Source organism: Micromonospora sp. NPDC047762, from assembly GCF_043204655.1.
In the GTDB taxonomy this organism is placed as follows: Bacteria; Actinomycetota; Actinomycetes; order Mycobacteriales; family Micromonosporaceae; genus Micromonospora.
Map to the genome: position 1 here is coordinate 482922 of NZ_JBIDCQ010000002.1, position 23643 is coordinate 506564.

Annotated in this window: 19 protein-coding genes and 3 tRNA genes; all 22 read left to right on the forward strand. The window is 68.4% G+C overall.

Going from position 1 to position 23643, the window contains the following annotated elements; genetic code table 11:
* The first annotated feature begins 480 nt into the window (after positions 1-480).
* Positions 481-3006 carry a putative bifunctional diguanylate cyclase/phosphodiesterase gene (locus tag ACGF3C_RS07780; RefSeq protein ID WP_393219854.1) on the forward strand — a complete coding sequence of 842 codons (2526 nt, stop codon included), beginning with the start codon at positions 481-483 and terminating at the stop codon, positions 3004-3006.
* A gap of 93 nt (positions 3007-3099) precedes the next feature.
* A tRNA-Thr gene (locus ACGF3C_RS07785) sits at positions 3100-3172 on the forward strand.
* A 24-nt stretch (positions 3173-3196) separates the two neighbouring features.
* A tRNA-Met gene (locus ACGF3C_RS07790) sits at positions 3197-3269 on the forward strand.
* A 132-nt stretch (positions 3270-3401) separates the two neighbouring features.
* Positions 3402-3569, forward strand: coding sequence for a 50S ribosomal protein L33 (gene rpmG / locus ACGF3C_RS07795; RefSeq protein WP_007073056.1), 168 nt, complete (start codon positions 3402-3404; stop codon positions 3567-3569).
* Positions 3570-3696: 127 nt separating this feature from the next.
* Complete coding sequence (locus ACGF3C_RS07800; protein WP_238667525.1) at positions 3697-4143, forward strand: MaoC family dehydratase N-terminal domain-containing protein; 447 nt, start codon at positions 3697-3699, stop codon at positions 4141-4143.
* 1 nt (position 4144) lies between these two features.
* Positions 4145-4534, forward strand: a complete 390-nt coding sequence (locus ACGF3C_RS07805) for a MaoC family dehydratase (protein ID WP_393219858.1) — start codon at positions 4145-4147, stop codon at positions 4532-4534.
* A gap of 129 nt (positions 4535-4663) precedes the next feature.
* A tRNA-Trp gene (locus tag ACGF3C_RS07810) sits at positions 4664-4736 on the forward strand.
* 213 nt (positions 4737-4949) lie between these two features.
* A complete protein-coding gene (gene secE, locus ACGF3C_RS07815; RefSeq protein ID WP_091403530.1) occupies positions 4950-5339 on the forward strand; it encodes a preprotein translocase subunit SecE in 390 nt (129 codons plus the stop codon).
* A 38-nt stretch (positions 5340-5377) separates the two neighbouring features.
* Complete coding sequence (gene nusG / locus ACGF3C_RS07820) at positions 5378-6100, forward strand: transcription termination/antitermination protein NusG (RefSeq protein WP_238667527.1); 723 nt, start codon at positions 5378-5380, stop codon at positions 6098-6100.
* 186 nt (positions 6101-6286) lie between these two features.
* Complete coding sequence (gene rplK, locus ACGF3C_RS07825; protein WP_124820953.1) at positions 6287-6718, forward strand: 50S ribosomal protein L11; 432 nt, start codon at positions 6287-6289, stop codon at positions 6716-6718.
* Between the two features lie 78 nt (positions 6719-6796).
* Positions 6797-7513: a 50S ribosomal protein L1 gene (gene rplA / locus ACGF3C_RS07830; RefSeq protein WP_091402424.1), complete on the forward strand. Its 717-nt coding sequence runs from the start codon at positions 6797-6799 to the stop codon at positions 7511-7513.
* 80 nt (positions 7514-7593) lie between these two features.
* The gene (locus tag ACGF3C_RS07835) at positions 7594-8484 is read left to right on the forward strand and encodes an ATP-binding cassette domain-containing protein (RefSeq protein WP_393219865.1); all 891 of its coding nucleotides are present in this window, start codon (positions 7594-7596) and stop codon (positions 8482-8484) included.
* On the forward strand, positions 8481-9170 hold the full coding sequence (locus tag ACGF3C_RS07840; RefSeq protein WP_393219868.1) for a hypothetical protein: 690 nt from the start codon (positions 8481-8483) through the stop codon (positions 9168-9170). The genes ACGF3C_RS07835 and ACGF3C_RS07840 overlap by 4 nt, the downstream gene beginning before the upstream one ends.
* 334 nt (positions 9171-9504) lie before the next feature.
* On the forward strand, positions 9505-10050 hold the full coding sequence (gene rplJ / locus ACGF3C_RS07845; protein WP_112584808.1) for a 50S ribosomal protein L10: 546 nt from the start codon (positions 9505-9507) through the stop codon (positions 10048-10050).
* Positions 10051-10105: 55 nt separating this feature from the next.
* The gene (gene rplL, locus ACGF3C_RS07850) at positions 10106-10492 is read left to right on the forward strand and encodes a 50S ribosomal protein L7/L12 (protein ID WP_091402415.1); all 387 of its coding nucleotides are present in this window, start codon (positions 10106-10108) and stop codon (positions 10490-10492) included.
* A gap of 569 nt (positions 10493-11061) precedes the next feature.
* Positions 11062-14493 carry a DNA-directed RNA polymerase subunit beta gene (locus ACGF3C_RS07855; RefSeq protein WP_393219872.1) on the forward strand — a complete coding sequence of 1144 codons (3432 nt, stop codon included), beginning with the start codon at positions 11062-11064 and terminating at the stop codon, positions 14491-14493.
* Between the two features lie 80 nt (positions 14494-14573).
* Complete coding sequence (locus tag ACGF3C_RS07860) at positions 14574-18461, forward strand: DNA-directed RNA polymerase subunit beta' (protein ID WP_393219875.1); 3888 nt, start codon at positions 14574-14576, stop codon at positions 18459-18461.
* Positions 18462-18556: 95 nt separating this feature from the next.
* On the forward strand, positions 18557-18925 hold the full coding sequence (locus tag ACGF3C_RS07865; protein ID WP_210784125.1) for a hypothetical protein: 369 nt from the start codon (positions 18557-18559) through the stop codon (positions 18923-18925).
* Positions 18926-19613: 688 nt separating this feature from the next.
* Positions 19614-19994 (forward strand): hypothetical protein, encoded by a 381-nt coding sequence (locus tag ACGF3C_RS07870; RefSeq protein ID WP_393220755.1) that lies wholly within the window; start codon positions 19614-19616, stop codon positions 19992-19994.
* A 508-nt stretch (positions 19995-20502) separates the two neighbouring features.
* Entirely contained in the window at positions 20503-20877 is a 375-nt protein-coding gene (gene rpsL / locus ACGF3C_RS07875; RefSeq protein WP_007465318.1) for a 30S ribosomal protein S12, read from the forward strand.
* 1 nt (position 20878) lies between these two features.
* Positions 20879-21349: a 30S ribosomal protein S7 gene (rpsG, locus tag ACGF3C_RS07880; protein ID WP_030489583.1), complete on the forward strand. Its 471-nt coding sequence runs from the start codon at positions 20879-20881 to the stop codon at positions 21347-21349.
* 74 nt (positions 21350-21423) lie between these two features.
* Positions 21424-23520, forward strand: coding sequence for an elongation factor G (gene fusA / locus ACGF3C_RS07885; protein ID WP_308193421.1), 2097 nt, complete (start codon positions 21424-21426; stop codon positions 23518-23520).
* The last annotated feature ends 123 nt before the right edge of the window (positions 23521-23643 follow it).

A 23643-nucleotide genomic window follows, 5' to 3' on the forward strand; every position in this document is an offset into this window, starting at 1 on the left:
GCGAGCCTCGTACGACTGGCCGGCACAGCAGGTCGAGGTCCGGTAGGAGTGCTAAGCCGCATAGGAGTTGTTAGCGGAGCTTGTCGTTTCTTGAGGGGCGGCGATCGGTCGGACGGTAAGACGATCTGGCCAGACGTGGTGGGTGGACAGGCCGACCGGTTCGTAATTCCCCGTCCGCAGCCCGGGGCCGTCGTGGAACTTTCCCCCCTGCCACCGCTGTGGCACCATCGGGGAACGCAGTTTTCTGACACCCTTGGTGGTAGGAGTTTCCGATGTCTGGTCTAACGCGTGGCCGGCTGCTCGGTCTGATCGTGGCGATGGGTCTTGTCGTGTCCGCTGTCGGGGGCGTTGTCGTCAGCAGTGAGATGCAGGCGACAGGGGTTGAGTGGGGTGCTCCGGTCAGCAGCAGTGGCACGGGAGCCGTTGTCAACGAGCGTTGATGTCGGCGCGCTTCAGCGCCACCGATGAGGGGACACGAGCGTGCCGGGCAACAACGTCCCCCGCCGTTCAACGGAACGTGCCTGGCTGATCACCGGCCCCCTGGCTTCTCTCGCTATCCTCATCACCACATTCCTGGCCGTTACTGAAACCATAAAACCCCGCGACCTTCTGGTTGCGGGGTTGCTCGTGCTTGTGATGGTGGTGGCCGGCGTACCGACTCTGAGCTTCGTCGTCCGACGTCAGGCCGTCGTGGTCACCCTCACCGAGATCCCGTTGGTGCTGGGGCTGTACTGGCTCTCGCCGGTGCTCGTGGTCCTGATCGCGACGATCGCCGCGGTGGTCACTCAGGCTCACCGTCGCTACCTGCCCCCCAAGTTCTGGTTCAACGTCGCCCGGGATGCCGCCGGCGTGTCGGTGGCGGGCGTGGTCGTGGTGGCGGCGCCGCCGCTCGACGGGGTTGGGCCCGCCACCTGGGGGGTCCTGTTTCTCGCGGTCAGCGCGAACACGCTGATCAGCCTGGCCTCGGTCGTCGGCGTGATCAGCCTGTTGCAGGGCTGGCAGGGGCTGCGGGGTACGACGGCGATGGCCGTGCAGGTCTTCCTCACCACAGCGCTGAACGTGGCGGTGGGGCTGCTCATCCTGATCGCGCTGGTGACGACACTGTGGTCGACGTTGCTCCTGGTGGCCATCACCGTCGCCGGCGTCATGCTCTACCGCGCGTACTCCCGGTTCCTTCGTCAGCACCGGACCCTCGGCGACATGTACGAGTTGACCCGGGCGATGACCAGCGCCGGCCACGAGGGGGCGCTCGCGGACGTGCTGCTCGATCGGATCCGCACCCTCATGCAGGCCGAGTACGCGACCCTCTGGCTTCCGGCGCAGCGCCGGCATCCGGAGGTGCTGCTGACCGCACGGCTGGACGACCGGGGGCTGCTCGACGTGGCGCCCACCCCGGTGGTGATTCGTGAGCGGGCTTTCGAGGCGGGCCACAACGTCACCCTCGGGCGACTGCTGGGCGGCGATGCGGAGTTGCGTCGCGCGATCGCCGGCCGTCAGGTGAAGGACGTCATCGTCGTGCCGCTGCGGTCGGGGAAGGTGGTGATCGGCACGTTGGAGGTGGTCAACCGCCTCAGCGACGTCGGCCACTTCACCAAGGCCGATGTGCCCGTGCTGGAGACGGTGGCGGCGCACGCGGCCGTCGCGTTGGAGAATTCGCGACTGGTCGACCGGCTGCGGCACGACGCGTACCACGACACGTTGACCGGGCTGCCGAACCGGCGGCGCATCACCGGCGCTCTTGACGAATCGGTCAAGATCGGCGCGCCGGACGAGGTGGTTGCGCTGCTGCTCTTCGACGTCGACGGGCTGCGCCAGGTCAACGAGTCCCTGGGGCACGCGGCCGGGGACAAGGTCCTCACCGAGGTCGCCAATCGGTTGCGGGCCAGCGCGCCGTCGTCGGCTCTGGTCGGCCGTGCCGGTGGGGACGAGTTCCTGGTGACGTTGCGGTTGGAGAGCGCCGAGGCGGCGGTCGAGTTGGCTGCCCAACTGCGCGACCAGATCCGCGACGAGATGGTCTTCGACGCGCTCACCCTCGACGTGGACACCGCCGTCGGGGTGGCCGTACACCCGGATCATGGCAGCGACGCGGCGACCCTGCTGCTTCGGGTCGACCTCGCCGCCACCGCGGCCAAGTCGGTACCGGGCAGCGTGCAGCTGTTCAATCCCGCGCTGGAGTCCCGTTCGCTGCGCCGGTTGGGTCTGGCCGGCGATCTGCGCCGAGCACTGGACCAGGACGAGCTGGAGGTCTACTTCCAGCCCAAGGTGACTCTGCGGGACCGGCGCCTGGTGGGTGTGGAGTGTCTGGCCCGCTGGGAGCACCCGGCGCACGGCACTGTCGCGCCCGAGGACTTCGTGGCGGTGGCCGAGCACACCGGCCAGCTGAGCCGGCTCACCGAGGTGGTGCTCCGGGAGGGCCTTCGGCGCAGCCGGGACTGGGCGCTGGCCGACCAGCCGCTGCCCATCGCGGTCAACCTCTCGGCCCGTACGCTCATCGACCGACACTTCCCGGATCGGGTCCAGGAGTTGTTGACCGAGTACAAGGTGCCGGCGCAGCGCCTCACCCTGGAGATCACCGAGTCGGGGGTGCTGGACGGCACGGACCGGCCCATCCCCACCCTGCAACGGCTGCGGGATCTCGGCGTACGACTGTCGGTGGACGACTTCGGCACCGGTGACTCGTCCCTGGCGCACCTGCGCCGGCTGCCGGTGCACGAGGTGAAGGTGGACCGCTCCTTCGTGCAGGGCATGGCGACCGACCCGGGGGACCTGGCGATCGTCAACGCGGTCGTCACCCTCTCCCAGCAGTTCGGCCTGACGGTGGTGGCCGAGGGGGTGGAGAGCGAGCTGACCCTGGAGCTTCTCCAGGACATCGGCTGCGAGATCGGGCAGGGTTTCCTGTTCAGCCGGCCACTGCCGTACGAGCGGTTGGCTGCCTGGTTCGGCGCCCAGGTCGAGCCGGAGACGACCTCGAACGGAGAGCTTCCGCGCCTGCGTGTCGTGCCCTGAGCAGGGCGCGGACGATCACCGGGGATCCGATTTCACCTGTCGAGCCGGGCCGTGTACTCTTACTCCTGCGCGCCCCACGGGGAGATCGCGCAGGCCCCCTTAGCTCAGTCGGCAGAGCGTCTCCATGGTAAGGAGAAGGTCTACGGTTCGATTCCGTAAGGGGGCTCGAGGGTTCAGCTGGACCCATCGCAGCGGTGTAGCTCAGATGGTAGAGCAAGCGGCTCATAATCGCTGTGTCGCCGGTTCAAGTCCGGCCACCGCTACTCTCGTCTTCCGGGCTCGTTGCCGGTGGTCGTAAGAATGGGCGCTTCCGGCGCCCACTTTGCATGTCCGCGCTGTCAGCGTCTAGGCTGGCGCGTCGTAGTTGTTTCCGTTAGCGAGGAAGGCACTCCGCCGTGGCGAAGGCTACCGATGTCCGGCCGAAGATCACTTTGGCGTGTGTGGAGTGCAAGGAGCGCAACTACATCACGCGCAAGAACCGGCGCAACGACCCCGACCGCATCGAGCTGAAGAAGTTCTGCCCGCGCGACGGTCGGCACACGGTCCACCGCGAGACCCGCTGACTGCTGGCCGGCCTCAGGGGCCGGCCGTTGTCGAAGCTTTCCAATCGCCGATCTGACCGGTTTGGTGCGGCTCCGCCGCCGCCTACCGATCAGGTCGGCGATTGGGCTTTCCGTGTAGGTTCGCGGCATGCCTCTGGACCCTTCCTTCGTCGGCCGGACGTATCCGCCGACCGCCCCCTACCAGGTGGGGCGAGAAAAGATCCGCGAGTTCGCCAGCGCCATCGGCGCCACCGACCCGGCCCACCACGACCCGGAGGCCGCGCGGGCGCTGGGCCACGCCGACGTGGTGGCCCCGCCGACCTTCCCGGTGATCGTGACGATGGCCGCGAGCAGCCAGATCATCGAGGACCCGGCCCTGGGTGTCGACTACAGCCGCCTGGTGCACGGTGACCAGCGGTTCGCGTACACCCGGCCGGTGGTCGCCGGCGACGAGCTGGTCTGCACCAACACCATCGAGGACGTCAGCACCAGGGGTGGGCACGGCTTCCTGACCACGCGCACCGACGTGAGCACCGTCGGCGGGGAACCCGTGGTGGCGGTCTGGGCCAGGTATGTCATTCGCGGGGAGGCGTGAGATGGAGTTGCCAGCACAGACGTTTCAGGTGACCCGCGCGGACCTGGTCCGCTACGCCGGCGCCTCGGGCGACTTCAACCCGATCCACTGGAGCGACCGGGTCGCCACCACTGTGGGTCTGCCCGGGGTGATCGCCCACGGCATGTTCACCATGGCCCTGGTCGGGCGGGCGGTCACCGAGTGGGCCGGGTCCCCGGACGCGGTGGTCGAGTACGGCGTGCGTTTCACCCGGCCCGTGGTGGTCCCCGACGACCAGGGGACCGAGATCGAGGTGACGGCGCGGGTCCGCGAGGTGACCGAGGACGGTCTCACCCGGCTCGACGTGACCGCCACCTGCCTGGGTGAGAAGGTGCTGTCGCAGGCGCGGGCAACCATCCGGACGGCAGGCTGAACCGAGCCCGCCACGCGTGGCGGAGAGACCGGTTGGGAAAGTCGGGCGGCTACCCGTACACTGGTCCGCCGTGGGGCAAGTGACCCCTGCTCGGTCGTCTGTGGCCGCGTGGGGCGAGTGTTGCCACATAGGGGTGTAGCTCAATTGGCAGAGCAGCGGTCTCCAAAACCGCAGGCTGCAGGTTCAAGTCCTGTCACCCCTGCGCCTCAGGCCTGACCGTTCCCGTGGGTCGCGCCGCCACCTGGCGGCGTCCGGCCCGTGGTGGTGGCATCGGCGGGGTGGCTCCGAGGCAATCGGGGCCCTCCGGGTGATCCACCGGCCGCGGCCCGTCGCGGGACGGTTGGGTCCGGCCGGCGTGACCAGCGCCGCGTGCGCCACTCGGCGTACGACCCCAGATTCCGCGACGGAGGGCGAAGTGGCCGACAACAAGCGGCGCGACGACGACGGCGACGATCGTCTGGACGACGAGGTCGTCGACGACGTGGCCGACGACGACGCCTCCGGCGCGGACGAGCCGGTTTCCCGGGGAGGCACCGCCACGCGGTCCCGTGCCCGGGCGGAGTCGGCGGACAGCCGGCCGACCACGCGGTCGGAAACGGGTCGGGTGGGCGTCTTCGGCCGCATCGCCCGGTTCTTCCGCGAGGTCGTAGCTGAACTGCGTAAGGTCATCTGGCCGACCCGCAAGGAGTTGCTGACCTACACCGCCGTGGTGGTGGCGTTCGTCGCGGTGATGCTGACGATCGTGGGTGTGCTGGACTTCGGCTTCGCCAAGGTCGTGTTGTTTGTCTTTGGCAACTCGGACTGACCGGCTGCCTCCAGCCATAGTGACGGAAGTGAGCGAGCGTGCCTGAGTACGACGAGACCGCCGGACCGGTGGACGAGCAGTCCACGGTCGCGACGGCGGCTGGTGACGAGTCGGTCGAGGCCGCCAGCGAGCCGGAGTTCCCTACGACCGAGCCCGCACCGGACGAGGACTACGACCCCGTCGCGGAGCTGAGGCAGAAGCTTCGCTACGCGCCGGGTGACTGGTACGTGGTGCACTCGTACGCCGGCTACGAGAACAAGGTCAAGACCAACCTCGAGACCCGGATCACGAGCCTCGACATGGAGGACTTCATCTACCAGGTCGAGGTGCCGACCCGGGAAGAGGTCGAGGTCAAGAACGGTAAGCGTTCGCAGATCCAGGCCAAGGTCTTCCCGGGTTACATCCTGGTCCGGATGGAGCTGACCGCCGAGTCGTACTCCTGCGTTCGGAACACCCCGGGTGTGACCGGCTTCGTCGGCGCGACCGACCGGGCCGACCGGCCCGCTCCGCTCTCGCTCGACGAGGTGCTGAAGTGGCTGGCGCCGGCTGTCGAGACCGAGCAGAAGAAGTCGAAGCCGGAGATCAAGGTCCTCGACTTCGAGGTGGGCGATTCCGTCACCGTCACCGACGGCGCGTTCGCGTCGCTGCCGGCCACGATCAGCGAGATCAACGCCGACCAGCAGAAGCTCAAGGTGCTGGTGTCGATCTTCGGTCGTGAGACTCCGGTGGAGCTCAACTTCAACCAGGTCGCCAAGATCTGATTGGTCGTCGGCGGCGGGCCCGGCCCGCCGCCGACGTCGGCGTACGCGCTCTCGCTCGACCTCGGCGGACGAGTGGGCTGCGGCCTGCGCTACTCTTGAATGTCGCCGCTGTCGCACCGCGCTGACCGTGCGCGCCCGAGGGCGGCGACAGCCGCATTTTCCCAGCTCCAAGCCCCAGGAAGTGACATGCCTCCGAAGAAGAAGCTCGTCAAGACGTTCACGCTTCAGCTGCCGGCGGGCCAGGCCACGCCGGCGCCGCCGGTCGGCCCCGCGCTCGGCCAGCACGGCGTGAACATCATGGAGTTCTGCAAGTCCTACAACGCGCAGACCGAGTCTCAGCGGGGCGACATCGTCCCCGCCGAGATCAGCGTGTACGAGGACCGGTCCTTCACGTTCGTGCTGAAGACCCCGCCCGCCGCCCGGCTGCTGATCAAGGCCGCCGGTGTGCAGAAGGGCTCGGGTGTTCCGCAGTCCGAGAAGGTCGGCTCGGTCAGCCGCGCCCAGCTGCGTGAGATCGCCGAGAAGAAGATGGCCGATCTCAACGCCAACGACATCGCCCAGGCCGAGAAGATCATCGCCGGCACCGCCCGGTCGATGGGCATCACCGTCAACGACTGACGTCGGCCCCGACCTTCGTTCCGACCGTGGGAGGGCTCGCGCCGAGCGGCCCGCCAGAGACCACAGGAGTAATCAGCAATGCAGCGCAGCAAGAGCTACCGCAAGGCCGCCGACGTCATCGACCGGTCGAAGCTCTACACCCCCACCGAGGCCGTGAAGCTGGCCAAGGAGACCACCAACGTCAAGTTCGACGCCACGGTCGAGGTCGCCATGCGCCTCGGCGTCGACCCCCGCAAGGCGGACCAGATGGTCCGCGGCACGGTCAACCTGCCGCACGGCACCGGTAAGACCGCCCGCGTGATCGTGTTCGCCAGCGGCGCGAAGGCCGAAGAGGCCGCCGCCGCGGGTGCGGACGAGGTGGGCACCGATGAGCTGGTCGCCCGCATCCAGGGTGGTTGGCTCGACTTCGACGCGGCGATCGCCACGCCGGACCAGATGGCCAAGATCGGCCGGATCGCGCGGATCCTGGGCCCGCGCGGTCTCATGCCGAACCCGAAGACCGGCACGGTGACCATGGACGTCACCAAGGCGGTGCAGGACATCAAGGGCGGCAAGATCACCTTCCGGGTGGACAAGCACTCCAACCTGCACCTGATCATCGGCAAGGCCTCCTTCACGGAGACCCAGCTGGTGGACAACTACGCTGCGGTGCTCGACGAGGTGCTGCGTGCCAAGCCGTCCGCGGCCAAGGGCAAGTACCTCCGCAAGGTCATCCTGACCACCACGATGGGCCCGGGTGTCCCGGTCGACCCGAACCTGGTGAAGAACCTTCGGGAGGACCAGGCCGACGCCTGAGTCGACAGTTCGCTCCGCCGGGGCGCCGCCACGACCGTGGCGGCGCCCCGGCGCGTTCGAGGTGTGGCAGGCTCGACGCCATGCGGCTGGAGAACGTCTGGTTGCGGTACCACCGGCGAGGGCCGTGGGTGCTGCAAGGCATCGACGTGCGAATCGGTCCCGGCGAGGTGGCGATCGTGCTGGGTCGCAACGGGGTGGGCAAGTCGACACTGCTCCAGGTGGCCGCGGGGGTCCTCCGCCCGGGCCGTGGCCAGGTCACCGGCCGGCCGGCACGGGTGGGCTGGGTGCCGGAGCGTTTCCCGGCGGACCAACCGTTCACGGTGACCCGCTATCTGACCGGGATGGCCCGGGTGGCGGGGCTGGGCCGGGCCGCGGCCGACGACGCGGTGACCTCCTGGACGGACCGGCTCGGGCTGTCCGCCTTCCGCTCGGTCCGGTTGCCGGAGCTGTCCAAGGGCACCGCGCAGAAGGTCGGCCTCGCCCAGGCGCTGCTGCGCCCACCGGGCCTGCTGGTGCTCGACGAGCCGTGGGAGGGGCTGGACGCCGCCACCCGTGAGCTGGTGCCCGAGCTGATCGCCGAGGTGCTCGCCGCCGACGGGTCCGTCCTGGTCAGCGACCATCGCGGCGAGACGGTCCGGCTCCCGGCCGCGCGCCGCTGGCTGGTGGCCGACGGCTCGCTCTCCGAGGAGACGTCGTCGACGGACGAGACGATCGCGGTGGTCGAGGTCGCGGTGCCGGCCGCGCGGGTCGCCGGCACCGTCGCCCGGTTGCGCGCCGAGGGCCATCAGGTGCTGCGGGTACGCTCCGACGCCTCCACCGCCACGTCCCAGGCCCTACCCGTCGAGCCGCTCCGGTCGGCCGGTGCCGCCCGACCCGCCGAGCCGTCGCTCGGAATGGCCGGGGAGTTGACGGCGGGCCGGCCGGACACCGCCGACGCGGCTGTCGAGTCGGCAGCGGGGGAGACCCGGTGAGCGCCCTGGTCCGGATGCGGTTGGCCGGTTTCCTGCGAACCGGCCGGGCGTTGGCGCCGTTGCTCGCCGGCCTGATCACGCTCGGCACCCTCTACGGCGGTGGTCGCGCCCAGCCGGCGGAGGCGTACGGCGTTTCCGCGGTGGTGCTCTTTCCGGTGCTCGCCTGGCAGACCAAGATCCTCTTGGATGTCGAGCCGGACGTGCAGCGTCGGCTGGCGCAGGTGACTGTCGGGGTGGCCCGGGAGCGGTTGGCCGGGCTGCTCGCCGCCGCGGTGGCGGCGCTGGTGACGGTGGCCGTCGCGCTGCTTTTTCCGTGGCTGGTCGGCGGAGTGTCCGGTCCGGTCGACCCGGGGGATCGGTCGATTCCGGTCGGGCTCGCGCTGGGATTGTGGGCGCACGTGCTGGTCGTACCCGCTGCGGTTGCTCTTGGGGCGCTGGCCAGCCGGGCGTCGGTGGGCGGTGCCGGGTACGGCGTCGCGGTGTTGGCCCTCGGCGGGGTCGGCGCTGTGGTGTTCGGCCTTAGCGGCTCGGTGGCACCCTGGCTGGCACCGCCGATCATGGCCGCCGCTCGCACCACCGCCGGCGACGCCGCCGCGTTGACAGTGCTGGGGCTGAGCGGGTGGGCGCTGGCCTGGAGCGCCGCGGTCGTCGGCGGCTACCTGTGGCGTCGGCGGGCCCAGGGCTGACAGGGTCGGTGACCCAGCTCACCAGGGGCGATTTGGCGCTCGTGAGCTGGGCGCGTACTGTTCACACAGTCATCCGTGTTCTCATGGATGAGGAACCACCCAGAGACCGCTGGTCACCGTGCTTCGGCACGGTCGAAGGTCCCGCGACAACGGGCGACCCGCGTAGGGCGGCAAGCGTAACTCGGCAGTGAGCATGGTCCGCCGACCATGACGAACCGCCGGCCCTCGCCCCGTGCGCCCTGCGCCGGGGCTTTTTCGTTGTCGCGCTGCCTCCGCCCCCGTTCCGGCTTCGGCCGAGACGGGGACCAGCCTCGAGTAACGAGAGAGGAGGGACATGGCGGACAAGCCGATCCGGGCCGACAAGGCCACGGCCGTCGCTGAGCTGACCGAGAGCTTCCGCAGCTCGGGCGCCACCGTGCTGACCGAGTACCGCGGTCTGACGGTTTCCCAGCTCACCCAGCTTCGGCGCTCGCTCGGCGCCGACACCAGCTACACGGTCGCGAAGAACACGCTGGCCAAGCGTGCTGCGACGGACGCGGGCATCACCGGCCTCGACGAGCTGTTCACCGGTCCTACCGCGCTGACTTTCGTTTCGGGCGACGTCGTCGAGGCGGCGAAGGGGCTTCGCGACTTCGCGAAGGCCAACCCGAAGCTCGTCATCAAGGGCGGTGTCTTCGAGGGCAAGGCCATCACTGCGGCCGAGGTCACGAAGCTCGCCGACCTGGAGTCCCGCGAGGTGCTGCTGGCCAAGCTGGCCGGCGCGATGAAGGGCAACCTGAGCAAGGCCGCGGCCCTGTTCCAGGCCCCGCTGTCGAAGACCGCCCGTCTGGCGGCTGCACTGCAGGACAAGCGCGAGAAGGAGGGCGCCGAGGCGGCCTGAGGCCCCCACGGCGCACCAGTTCTTTACTTAACAGAATCAGGAAAGGACGCCAGATATGGCGAAGCTCAGCACCGACGAGCTGCTCGACGCGTTCAAGGAGATGACGCTGATCGAGCTCTCTGAGTTCGTGAAGCAGTTCGAGACGACCTTCGAGGTCACCGCTGCCGCTCCGGTCGCGATCGCCCAGGGTGGCGGTGGCGGCGGCGCTGCTGCCGAGGCCGAGCCGGAGCAGGACGAATTCGACGTCATCCTCGAGGCTGACGGCGGCAAGAAGATCCAGGTCATCAAGGTCGTGCGTGAGCTGACCGGCCTGGGCCTCAAGGAGGCCAAGGACGCGGTCGAGTCCGCGCCGAAGGCCATCCTGGAGAAGGTCAACAAGGAGACCGCCGACAAGGCGAAGGCCAAGCTCGAGGGTGAGGGCGCCAAGGTCACCCTCAAGTGACCTGACGTTCCACCAACGCGTACCCGGCTCGTGAGCTGGGACACCATCGCGTCGCGGCGGGCGGTGATCCGACACGGATCACCGCCCGCCGTATTGGTGGATCCGGGCGCGACCGGTCCTGAGCTGGGCTCCGACCGTGGGTACCCTTGACCCGAACGAGCGTGGTGGGTCGCCCTCCAGTGGGAAACAAGGGACAACCCGGATACCGGCCCTTGACGCGGCCCGGGGCTGCCAGGCACGCTGACACCAGCAAGACACCGCGCTTGCGACGGCCACGACGTGGGTATGACAGCGGCGGCACCATCGGCCGCTGTAACCCGAGCGGCCCAGTGGGGAGTTGCGTTCTGAGCGGCCCGGCAGACCCCGGTTGACGGGGGCCGAGGCGCGCTCCGCAAACAACCTGCGGGGTGGGCTGGACAGCGGTTAGCCTCTCGGCTACACTGCTAGTTTGCGCTGCCTTCCGACTTGACCCCTGCTTGGAAATGTCCGTTTACGGATATTTCTGGTGGGGTCATTGGAGTGCACGCGTACCAGCCGTTCTGCAGCACCGGTCCTCGGAAGGACGCATCTTGGCAGCTTCCCGCCCTGCGAAGACCAGTCGTACGTCGAGCGCATTCGCTCCCCGCCGAGTTTCATTCGGCAGGATCACCGAACACCTCGAGGTCCCCAACCTCCTTGCCATTCAGAACGAGTCCTTCGACTGGCTCGTCGGCAACGAGGCTTGGCAGGGCCGGTCGGCGGACGACCCGCACGCACGATCGGGTCTCGCGGAGATCCTTGAAGAGATCAGTCCCATTGAGGACTTCTCCGGCACCATGTCGCTCTCCTTCTCGGCGCCGCGCTTCGACGAGGTCAAGGCCTCGATCGAGGAGTGCAAGGAGAAGGACCTGACCTACTGCGCTCCGCTCTTCGTGACCGCGGAGTTCACCAACAACACCACTGGCGAGATCAAGAGCCAGACGGTGTTCATGGGTGACTTCCCGATGATGACGCCCAAGGGCACCTTCGTCATCAACGGCACCGAGCGCGTCGTGGTCAGCCAGCTCGTCCGGTCTCCGGGCGTGTACTTCGACAAGCAGCCGGACAAGACCTCCGACCGCGACCTCTCCAGCGTCAAGGTCATCCCGAGTCGGGGTGCCTGGCTGGAGTTCGACATCGATAAGCGCGACACGGTCGGTGTGCGCATCGACCGTAAGCGTCGGCAGGCCGTCACCGTCCTGCTCAAGGCCATCGGATGGTCGGCCGAGCGAATTCGTGAGAAGTTCGGCTGGTCCGAGCTGATGATGACCACGCTCGAGAAGGACCACATCGCCGGCGCCGACGAGGCTCTGCTCGACATCTACCGCAAGCTGCGCCCTGGCGAGCCGCCGACGCGCGAGAACGCCCAGACCCTGCTCGACAACCTCTTCTTCAACCCGAAGAGGTACGACGTCGCCAAGGTCGGGCGCTACAAGTTCAACAAGAAGCTGGAAGTCGACGTGCCGATCACCACCGGCACGCTGACCGAGGACGACATCGTCGCCACCGTGGAATACCTGTGCCGGCTGCACGCCGGTGAGGACGGCTACGAGGCCGACGACATCGACCACTTCGGCAACCGACGCCTCCGTACCGTGGGCGAGCTGATCCAGAACCAGGTTCGGGTCGGCCTGTCCCGGATGGAGCGGGTCGTCCGCGAGCGGATGACCACGCAGGACGTCGAGGCGATCACCCCGCAGACCCTGATCAACATCCGCCCGGTGGTGGCGGCGATCAAGGAGTTCTTCGGGACGTCCCAGCTGTCCCAGTTCATGGACCAGACCAACCCGCTGGCGGGCCTGACCCACCGGCGTCGGCTGAGCGCGCTCGGCCCGGGTGGTCTGTCCCGGGAGCGGGCCGGCTTCGAGGTCCGCGACGTGCACCCGTCCCACTACGGCCGGATGTGCCCGATCGAGACGCCGGAAGGCCCGAACATCGGCCTGATCGGCGCGCTGTCCACCTTCGCCCGGGTCAACCCGTTCGGCTTCATCGAGACGCCGTACCGGAAGGTCGTCGAGGGTCGGGTCACCGACCAGATCGACTACCTGACCGCAGACGAGGAGGACCGGTTCGTCAAGGCCCAGGCCAACGCGCGCCTGAAGGCTGACGGCACGTTCGCCGAGGAGCGGGTGCTCTGCCGTCGTAAGGGCGGCGAGACCGAGGACGTCCTCCCCGGTGCCGTCGACTACATGGACGTCTCGCCCCGGCAGATGACCTCGGTCGCGACCGCCATGATCCCGTTCCTCGAGCACGACGACGCCAACCGGGCACTGATGGGCGCGAACATGCAGCGCCAGGCGGTGCCGCTGGTCAAGGCCGAGGCGCCGCTCGTGGGTACGGGCATGGAGTACCGGGCCGCTGTCGACGCTGGCGACGTGGTGGTCGCTGAGGTCGGCGGTGTGATCGAGGATCTCTGTGCCGACTACGTCACCATCCACCAGGATGACGGCCACCGCCGGACGTACCTGCTGCACAAGTTCCGCCGCTCCAACGCCGGCTCCTGCGTCAACCAGAAGCCGGTCGTCTTCGAGGGCGACCGCGTCGAGGCCGGTCAGGTCATCGCCGACGGTCCGTGCACCGACGAGGGCGAGATGGCACTCGGACGCAACCTGCTGGTGGCGTTCATGTGCTGGGAGGGCCACAACTACGAGGACGCGATCATCCTGTCGCAGCGCCTCGTGCAGCAGGACGTGCTCACCTCGATTCACATCGAGGAGCACGAGGTCGACGCCCGGGACACCAAGCTCGGCCCGGAGGAGATCACCCGCGACATCCCGAACGTCAGCGAGGAAATGCTCGCTGACCTCGACGAGCGCGGCATCATCCGGATCGGCGCCGAGGTCGTCCCCGGTGACATCCTGGTCGGCAAGGTCACGCCCAAGGGTGAGACCGAGCTGACCCCGGAGGAGCGCCTGCTCCGCGCGATCTTCGGTGAGAAGGCGCGTGAGGTTCGGGACACCTCGCTGAAGGTGCCGCACGGCGAGACCGGCACGGTCATCGGTGTGCGCACGTTCTCCCGCGAGGACGGCGACGAGTTGCCGCCGGGTGTCAACGAGCTGGTCCGGGTCTACGTCGCCCAGAAGCGCAAGATCCAGGACGGCGACAAGCTCGCCGGCCGGCACGGCAACAAGGGCGTCATCTCGAAGATCCTGCCGGTCGAGGACATGCCGTTCCTCGAGGACGGCACCCCGGTCGACATCGTGCTCAACCCGCTCGGTGTGCCGAGCCGGATGAACATCGGCCAGGTGCTGGAGACCCACCTCGGTTGGGTCGCCAAGACCGGTTGGAAGGTCGAGGGCGACGACGCCGAGTGGAAGCGCCAGCTCCGCTCGATCGACGCGCACGAGTCCGAGGGCGACACCAACGTGGCCACCCCGGTCTTCGACGGTGCCCGCGAGGAGGAGATCTCCGGTCTGCTCGAGTCGACCCTGCCCAACCGGGACGGCAAGCAGCTGATCGGTCGTACCGGCAAGGCGCAGCTCTTCGACGGTCGTTCCGGTGAGCCTCTGCCGGACCCGATCGCGGTCGGCTACGTCTACATCCTGAAGCTCAACCACCTGGTCGACGACAAGATCCACGCTCGCTCGACCGGCCCGTACTCGATGATCACGCAGCAGCCGCTGGGTGGTAAGGCGCAGTTCGGTGGTCAGCGTTTCGGTGAGATGGAGTGCTGGGCGATGCAGGCGTACGGCGCTGCCTACGCCCTGCAGGAGCTACTCACGATCAAGTCCGACGACGTGCTCGGCCGCGTGAAGGTCTACGAGGCCATCGTCAAGGGCGAGAACATCCCGGAGCCGGGCATCCCGGAGTCGTTCAAGGTGCTGCTCAAGGAGCTGCAGTCGCTGTGCCTCAACGTTGAGGTGCTCTCCAGCGACGGTGTGGCCCTGGAAATGCGCGAGACCGACGACGAGGTGTTCCGGGCCGCTGAGGAGCTGGGCATCGACCTGTCCCGGCGCGAGCCGAGCTCGGTCGAAGAGGTCTGAGGTGAGCGGTCGGGGGCCGGCTCGCCGGCCCCCGACCCCACCCGAGAATTAGCAGTACAGACGACGACATAGGGGACATAGTGCTCGACGTCAACTTCTTCGACGAGCTGCGCATTGGTCTCGCCACCGCCGACGACATCCGTCAGTGGTCGCACGGCGAGGTCAAGAAGCCTGAGACGATCAACTACCGCACCCTGAAGCCGGAAAAGGACGGGCTCTTCTGCGAGAAGATCTTCGGTCCGCAGCGGGACTGGGAGTGCTACTGCGGTAAGTACAAGCGCGTTCGGTTCAAGGGCATCATCTGTGAGCGCTGCGGCGTCGAGGTGACTCGCTCCAAGGTCCGCCGTGAGCGGATGGGGCACATCGAGCTCGCCGCTCCGGTGACCCACATCTGGTACTTCAAGGGCGTTCCGAGCCGGCTGGGTTACCTGCTGGACCTCGCCCCCAAGGACCTCGAGAAGATCATCTACTTCGCCTCGTACGTCGTGACGAGCGTGGACGCGGAGTCGCGTCACCGCGACCTCTCGACGATCGAGAACGAGATCCTGGCTGAGAAGCGGCAGTCCGAGAACAGCCGCGACTCGGAGATCGAGAAGCGGGCCGCCAAGCTCGAGGCCGACCTGGCCGAGCTGGAGGCCGAGGGTGCCAAGGCGGACGTCCGGCGCAAGGTCAAGGAGGGCGGAGAGCGCGAGATGCGCCAGATCCGCGACCGGGCCCAGCGCGAGATCGACCGCCTGGACGAGGTGCTGGACACCTTCCGCAAGCTGGAGCCGAAGCAGCTGGTCACCGACGAGCTGCTCTACCGCGAGCTGCGCGACCGGTTCGGTGAGTACTTCACCGGGTCCATGGGCGCCGAGGCGATCAAGGCGCTGGTCCAGAACATGGACCTCGACGCCGAGGCCGAGAGCCTGCGGGAGACCATCCGGTCCGGCAAGGGTCAGCGGAAGATCCGGGCGCTCAAGCGACTCAAGGTCGTCGCGGCGTTCCTGAACACCCGCAACTCGCCGCTCGGCATGGTGCTGGACTGCGTCCCGGTCATCCCGCCGGACCTGCGCCCGATGGTGCAGCTCGACGGTGGCCGCTTCGCGACCTCCGACCTGAACGACCTGTACCGCCGCGTGATCAACCGGAACAACCGCCTCAAGCGGCTGATCGACCTCGGCGCGCCCGAGATCATCGTCAACAACGAGAAGCGGATGCTCCAGGAGGCCGTCGACGCGCTGTTCGACAACGGCCGTCGCGGCCGGCCGGTCACCGGCCCGGGTAACCGCCCGCTCAAGTCGCTGTCCGACATGCTCAAGGGCAAGCAGGGCCGGTTCCGCCAGAACCTGCTGGGCAAGCGCGTCGACTACTCCGGCCGTTCGGTCATCGTGGTCGGCCCGAAGCTCAAGCTGCACCAGTGCGGTCTGCCCAAGCAGATGGCGCTGGAGCTGTTCAAGCCCTTCGTGATGAAGCGGCTGGTCGACCTCAACCACGCACAGAACATCAAGTCCGCCAAGCGGATGGTCGAGCGTCAGCGCCCGGTCGTGTGGGACGTGCTGGAAGAGGTCATCGGCGAGCACCCGGTGCTGCTCAACCGGGCGCCGACCCTGCACCGCCTGGGCATCCAGGCCTTCGAGCCGCAGCTGGTCGAGGGCAAGGCGATCCAGATCCACCCGCTGGTCTGCACCGCGTTCAACGCCGACTTCGACGGTGACCAGATGGCGGTGCACGTGCCGCTGTCCGCCGAGGCTCAGGCCGAGGCGCGGATCCTGATGCTGTCGTCGAACAACATCCTCAAGCCGGCCGACGGTAAGCCGGTCACCATGCCTACCCAGGACATGGTCATCGGTCTGTACCACCTCACCCACCTCACCGCCGGTGAGAAGGGCGAGGGCCGGGCGTTCAGCTCTGACGCCGAGGCGCGGATGGCCTTCGACAACGGCGAGCTGCACCTGCAGGCGCCGGTGAAGATCCGCCTGCGTGACGTGGTCGGGGTCGACAACGGCTCTGGTGCCGAGGCGTGGACCGCCCCGGAGGGCTGGGTCGAGGGTGACCCGCTGACCGTGGAGACCACCCTGGGTCGGGTGCTGTTCAACGAGACGCTGCCGCAGGGCTACCGCTTCGTGAACTACGAGATCCGCAAGGGTCAGCTCTCCGCGATCGTCAACGACCTCGCCGAGCGCTTCCCCAAGGTGGCGCTGGCCGCCACCCTGGACGGGCTCAAGGAGGCCGGTTTCCACTGGGCCACCTGGTCCGGCGTGACGATCGGCATGGAGGACGTCATCGCTCCGCCACGTAAGGCGGAGATCCTGGCGCGGTACGAGAAGGACGCCGACCAGATCGACAAGCAGTACCAGCGTGGTCTGATGACCGCCGAGGAGCGTCGCGGCGAGCTCATCGAGATCTGGACCAAGGCGACCAACGAGGTCGCCAAGGAGATGGACACCGCGCTGCCGCAGGAGAACCCGCTGTGGAAGATGATCAACTCGGGTGCTCGCGGTAACCTGCTCCAGCTCCGGCAGATCGCGGCGATCCGTGGTCTGGTGGCCAACCCCAAGGGCGAGATCATCCCGCGGCCGATCAAGGCCAGCTACCGGGAGGGTCTGTCCGTGCTGGAGTACTTCATCTCCACGCACGGTGCTCGTAAGGGTCTCGCCGACACCGCGCTGCGGACCGCCGACTCGGGTTACCTGACCCGTCGTCTGGTGGACGTCTCGCAGGACGTCATCATCCGCGAAGAGGACTGCGGCACCGACCGGGCGATCCCGATGCAGATCGGCGAGAAGCTGGACGGCAAGCTCGTGGTCCACACCCACGCCGAGACCAGCGTGCACGCCCGTACGCTCGCGGACGACATCAAGGGGCCGGACGGCACCGTGGTGGCCGAGCGCGGTCAGGACATCAACTCCATCGGGGTCGACAAGATCGTCGCCGCTGGTGTGGAGACGGTCCGGGTGCGCAGCGTGCTCACCTGCGAGTCGAAGCTGGGCGTCTGCGCGGCCTGCTACGGCCGGTCGCTGCCGACCGGTAAGTCGGTCGACATCGGCGAGGCGGTCGGCATCATCGCCGCCCAGTCCATCGGTGAGCCCGGTACGCAGCTGACGATGCGTACCTTCCACACCGGTGGTGTCGCGGGTGAGGACATCACCCAGGGTCTCCCGCGTGTTCAGGAGATCTTCGAGGCTCGGGTCCCGAAGGGTAAGGCGCCCATCGCCGACACCCCCGGTCGGATCCGGATCGAGGACGGCGAGCGCTCGCGAAAGATCATCGTGGTGCCGGACGACGGCAGCGAAGAGATCGTCTACGACAAGATCTCGAAGCGGGTCAAGCTCCGTACCCACGACGGCGGTCACGTCGCGGTCGGCGAGAAGCTGACCGAGGGCACCATCGACCCGCACGAGTTGCTGCGGATCATGGGTCCGCGGGCGGTCCAGGTCCACCTGACCAGTGAGGTCCAGGAGGTCTACCGCTCGCAGGGTGTGCTCATCCACGACAAGCACATCGAGATCATCATCCGCCAGATGCTCAAGCGGGTGACGGTCATCGACTCCGGCTCGACCGAGTTCCTGCCGGGTGTGCTCGTCGACCGGGCGCTGTTCGAGTCGGAGAACCGCCGGCTCGTCTCGGAGGGCGGCGAGCCCGCCGCTGGTCGTCCGGTGCTGATGGGTATCACCAAGGCCTCGCTGGCCACCGACTCCTGGCTCTCGGCGGCCTCCTTCCAGGAGACCACCCGGGTGCTGACCGACGCTGCGATCAACTCGCGCAGCGACTCGCTGGTCGGCCTCAAGGAGAACGTGATCATCGGAAAGCTCATCCCGGCCGGTACCGGCATCAGCAAGTACCGCAACGTCCGGGTCGAGCCGACCGAGGAGGCCAAGGCCAAGGTCTACTCGATGACCGGTTACCCGGAGACCGACTACGGGTTCGGGCCGGCCGGCGGGCAGGCCGTGCCGCTGGACGACTTCGACTTCGGGTCGTACCGCTAAGCACCAGTCACACGACGAGGCCCCCGGTGAAAGCCGGGGGCCTCGTCGTGTCCGTGCCAACCCACCGCTTGCGCCGGGTTCGGCATGATGGGGGGATGACGACCGCACCCGGGCAGGTGTCCGTCGCCCAGCAGGGCGTGCGCCACCCGCTTGACCCGGACCCGGCCCGCGCCACGAAGGCACGGGCGGTCTTCGCGCTGGGCCTGCTCGGCATGCTGACCGGGTTGTTCATCGGTGGCGTGGTGCCGGCCACTGTGGCCCTGCAACTGGCCCGGCAGGCGCGCCGGGAGGCGTACGCCTCGGGGGGTTTCCTGACCGGCGGCGTCTGGCTGCGGCGGGGGGAGTGGATGGCCTGGACCGGCCTGGTGCTGGTCGCGGTCAGCGTCGTGGCCGCTGTGGTCATCGGGGTGGTCCGGTTGGCCGGCGCCCCGTTCGGCCACGACTACCCCGCGAACATGGACTGAGCCACCGGTGGCCGCGCCCGGCGCGGGCGGCGGTGCTGCCGGCGGTAGCCTGGCCGGTGTCCACCGTGTGACGGTGGCGGCCTTTCGACAGGAGGACCTCGTGACGGAACCGGCGCGGCCCCCTGCGGACGAACCGGCTGGTCCGCCGGACGTGCCGGCTCCGCCACCCGAGCCGAGCGACTGGGCGCGACCCGGCCCGAGCGACGAGACCCACCAGCCGGCGTCCACCCCGGGCCCGCAGCCCCCTGCGGCGCCGCCTCCCGGTTGGGGTCCGAACGGCTGGGGCGCCACCGCGACGCCCGGCTCCGACCAGCCGTACCCGGTCTCCAGCGCACCGACCTCCACCCCGCAGGGCTGGGGCCCGCCCACCTCAGGGCCGGGAGTGCCGCCCGGCTGGGGCCCGCCGCCGGCTGGTTCGGGAGTGCCGTACGGCTGGGGCCCGTCCTCGTCCGCACCGGCTGTGCCGCCAGGCTGGGGTCCGTACCCGTCTGCGCCGTCTGCGCCGCCCGGGTGGGGCCCGTCGCCGTCCGGGCCGGTTGCGCCGCACGGCTGGGGCCCGTCGTCGTCCGGGCCCGGGGCGCCGCACGGCTGGGGACCGCCGCCGCCGGGGCACGGCCCCGGGTGGGGTGGCACGCCGGAGCGTTCCGTACCGCCGCCCACCGACGACCAACGCCGGCCGCCGAAGCGGGTGGAGGCGGTTTCGGGTACGCCGTTCGGCGTCGTGCACCTGGACGTGGCACCGGTCACCTCCGGGCTGGCCATCGGGGCGGTGGTTGCGGGGATCGCCGCACTTCTGGTCTCACTGCTGGTGATCTGCTTCGGAGTGGCTTTCAAGAACGACGGCGGGGCCTGGGCCTCCGGGGCGTTCGCCGCGCTGGGTGTGCTGGCCGGCGGGGCGGCGGTCGTCATCGGGCTGCTCGGCCGGCGACAGATCCGGCGGCCGACCGTCCCCTCCGCGGTCCAGTTCACCGGTCGCGGGCTGGCGATGGCCGGGATCAGCTGCGGCGCGGCGGGGGCGCTGCTCAGCCTGCTGGGCCTGGGCCTTGCCCTGCTTCTCACACTGACGTGAGGGTCATCACCGACAGATCCGGCACCTGACAGCGGTTTTCCGCGGAAGGCTTCCGGTCGCCCCGGGGGCGATGGGTGCTTCTGCGGGGAAGCCGGTACACTTGTATTCGTAGGTGCCCATCGCGGGCGACGGGGCAGGACGAGATCCGGCCGGCTGGTGTGAGACAGTCGCCGGGCCATTCCGTTTTGACCTGGGCGGTTGTGGTAGGTACTCTTTCCCCTTGTGCCCGGGCATGCCCGGGCAACTCGTGCGTGCGCTGTTTCCGGCTTACGGACGGCGGCACGACAAGCCAAGGATCCGGAGCGGGGCGACCCGCGCGCCGGTGACAAAACCCGCTACGAACGCGAGAGCGTCGCAACGGGGCCGTGACGAGGGCGACACGCCCGACCGCGGGTGCCGGGGTCTCCGCAAGGCGACCCTGGTCGGAATGTAGGAGAGCCGGTCATCAGGCCGGTTAACGAGCAGACGGCGCGGCCGCGGATGCGGCCGAAGGGAGCGGAGAAACCCGGTGCCCACGATCCAGCAGCTGGTCCGAAAGGGCCGCCAGGCGAAGACGACCAAGACCAAGACCCCGGCGCTGAAGGGTTCCCCTCAGCGGCGCGGCGTGTGCACCCGCGTGTACACCACCACCCCGAAGAAGCCGAACTCGGCGCTGCGCAAGGTCGCTCGCGTGAAGCTCAGCAGCCAGATCGAGGTGACCGCCTACATCCCCGGCGTCGGTCACAACCTGCAGGAGCACTCGATCGTGCTCGTTCGCGGCGGCCGGGTGAAGGACCTCCCCGGCGTGCGTTACAAGATCGTTCGCGGCTCGCTGGACACCCAGGGCGTCCGCAACCGCAAGCAGGCGCGCAGCCGTTACGGCGCGAAGAAGGAGAAGAGCTGACATGCCGCGTAAGGGACCCGCTCCGCGGCGGCCACTGGTCGCTGACCCGGTGTACAACTCGCCGCTGGTCACCCAGCTGGTGAACAAGATCCTGCTCCGTGGCAAGCGTCAGCTCGCCGAGACCATCGTGTACGCGGCTCTCGAGGGCTGCCGCGAGAAGTCCGGCACCGACCCGGTCGTCACCCTCAAGCGGGCGATGGACAACGTCAAGCCGACCCTCGAGGTGCGCAGCCGTCGTGTCGGTGGCGCCACCTACCAGGTTCCGGTCGAGGTCCGCCCGACCCGGGCGACGACCCTGGGCCTGCGCTGGCTGGTCACGTACTCCCGCGCCCGGCGCGAGAAGACCATGGTCGAGCGGCTGATGAACGAGCTGCTGGACGCGAGCAACGGCCTCGGTGCCGCCGTCAAGCGGCGCGAGGACACGCACAAGATGGCCGAGTCGAACAAGGCCTTCGCGCACTACCGCTGGTAACACCCTGGTTCCGGCGCCTCCGGGCGCCGGAACCGCCACCAGTTGTGTCGAGACGACGATAAGTAGGGATTGAAGTGGCCGCCGCAGACGCGCTCGCCAAGGTACGCAACATCGGCATCATGGCGCACATCGATGCCGGTAAGACCACGACCACCGAGCGAATCCTGTTCTACACCGGCATCACGTACAAGATCGGTGAGGTCCACGAGGGCGCTGCCGTCATGGACTGGATGGAGCAGGAGCAGGAGCGTGGTATCACCATCACCTCCGCTGCTACCAAGTGTGAGTGGAAAGACCACACGATCCAGATCATCGACACGCCCGGCCACGTCGACTTCACGGTCGAGGTCGAGCGGTCGCTGCGGGTCCTGGATGGTGCGGTAGCGGTCTACGACGGTGTCGCCGGCGTGGAACCGCAGACGGAGAACGTCTGGCGGCAGGCCGACAAGTACAACGTCCCGCGTATGTGCTTCGTCAACAAGCTCGACCGGACCGGCGCCGACTTCTTCCGCTGCGTGCAGATGATGATCGACCGGTTGAACGCCACCCCGCTGGTGCTCCAGATCCCGATCGGGCTCGAGGGTGACCACATCGGTGTCGTCGACCTGATCGGCATGCGCGCGCTCACCTGGCGTGGGGAGACCCAGAAGGGTGAGGACTACGCGGTCGAGGAGATCCCGGCCGAGCTGGCCGACTCCGCCGCCGAGTGGCGCGAGAAGCTGATGGAGACCCTCGCCGACGTCGACGACGCGGTGATGGAGAAGTACCTGGAGGGCGACGAGATCTCCGTCGAGGAGATCAAGGCCGCCATCCGGCGTGCCACCATCGCCGGCAAGGCCAACCCGGTGCTCTGCGGCTCGGCGTTCAAGAACAAGGGCGTTCAGCCCATGCTCGACGCCGTGGTCGACTTCCTGCCGTCGCCGCTGGACGTTCCGGCGATCGAGGGTACGGCCACCGACGGCGAGACCCCGCTGCTGCGTAAGCCGTCCAACTCGGAGCCCTTCTCCGGCCTGGCCTTCAAGATCCAGACGGACAAGCACCTGGGCAAGCTCACCTACGTGCGGGTCTACTCCGGCACGCTCGATTCCGGTTCTCAGGTGGTCAACTCCACCAAGGACCGCAAGGAGCGCATCGGCAAGATCTACCAGATGCACGCCAACAAGCGGGAAGAGCGTCCGTCGGCGCAGGCCGGCGACATCATCGCCGTGCAGGGTCTCAAGCAGACCACCACCGGCGACACTCTCTCCGACCCGGCGAACCCGGTCATCCTGGAGTCGATGACCTTCCCGGAGCCGGTCATCTCGGTGGCGATCGAGCCGAAGACCAAGTCCGACCAGGAGAAGCTGGGCACCGCCATCCAGCGCCTGGCCGAGGAGGACCCGACCTTCCGCGTCCAGCTGGACGAGGAGACCGGTCAGACGGTCATCTCCGGCATGGGTGAGCTGCACCTGGACATCCTGGTCGACCGGATGCGCCGCGAGTTCAACGTCGAGGCCAACGTCGGCAAGCCGCAGGTGGCGTACCGCGAGACCATCCGCCGCAAGGTGGACAAGGTCGAGTACACCCACAAGAAGCAGACCGGTGGTTCCGGCCAGTACGCCCGCGTGATCGTGAGCGTCGAGCCGCTTCCGCTGGACAACGACTCGCCGACCTACGAGTTCGCCAACGCCGTCAGCGGCGGCCGCATCCCCCGGGAGTTCATCCCCTCGGTGGACGCCGGTGCGCAGGACGCGCTGCAGTACGGCATCCTGGCGGGCTTCCCGCTGGTCGGCGTGAAGCTGACCCTGCTGGACGGCCAGTACCACGAGGTCGACTCGTCGGAAATGGCATTCAAGATCGCCGGCTCGATGGTGATGAAGGACGCGGCCCGCAAGGCCGATCCGGCACTGCTCGAGCCGATGATGGCCGTTGAAGTCACCACTCCTGAGGAGAACATGGGTGACGTCATCGGTGACCTCAACTCCCGCCGCGGCATCATCCAGGCGATGGAGGAGCGCAGCGGCGCCCGCATCGTCCGGGCCCTGGTGCCGTTGTCGGAGATGTTCGGCTACGTCGGCGACCTGCGGTCGAAGACCCAGGGCCGGGCTAGCTACAGCATGCAGTTCGACTCCTACGCCGAGGTTCCGCAGAGCGTCGCGAAGGAGATCATCGCCAAGGCAACGGGCGAGTAGCGCTCTGAGCAGGTGATTCGTGGTTGGTCGCGGGAGGGTTCACCCGCCCGCGGCCACCACGATCGGATCGCGTGAGACCGGGCCTGTAGGCTTCATCGCCGCAGAACCCACAAAGGCTCTCCG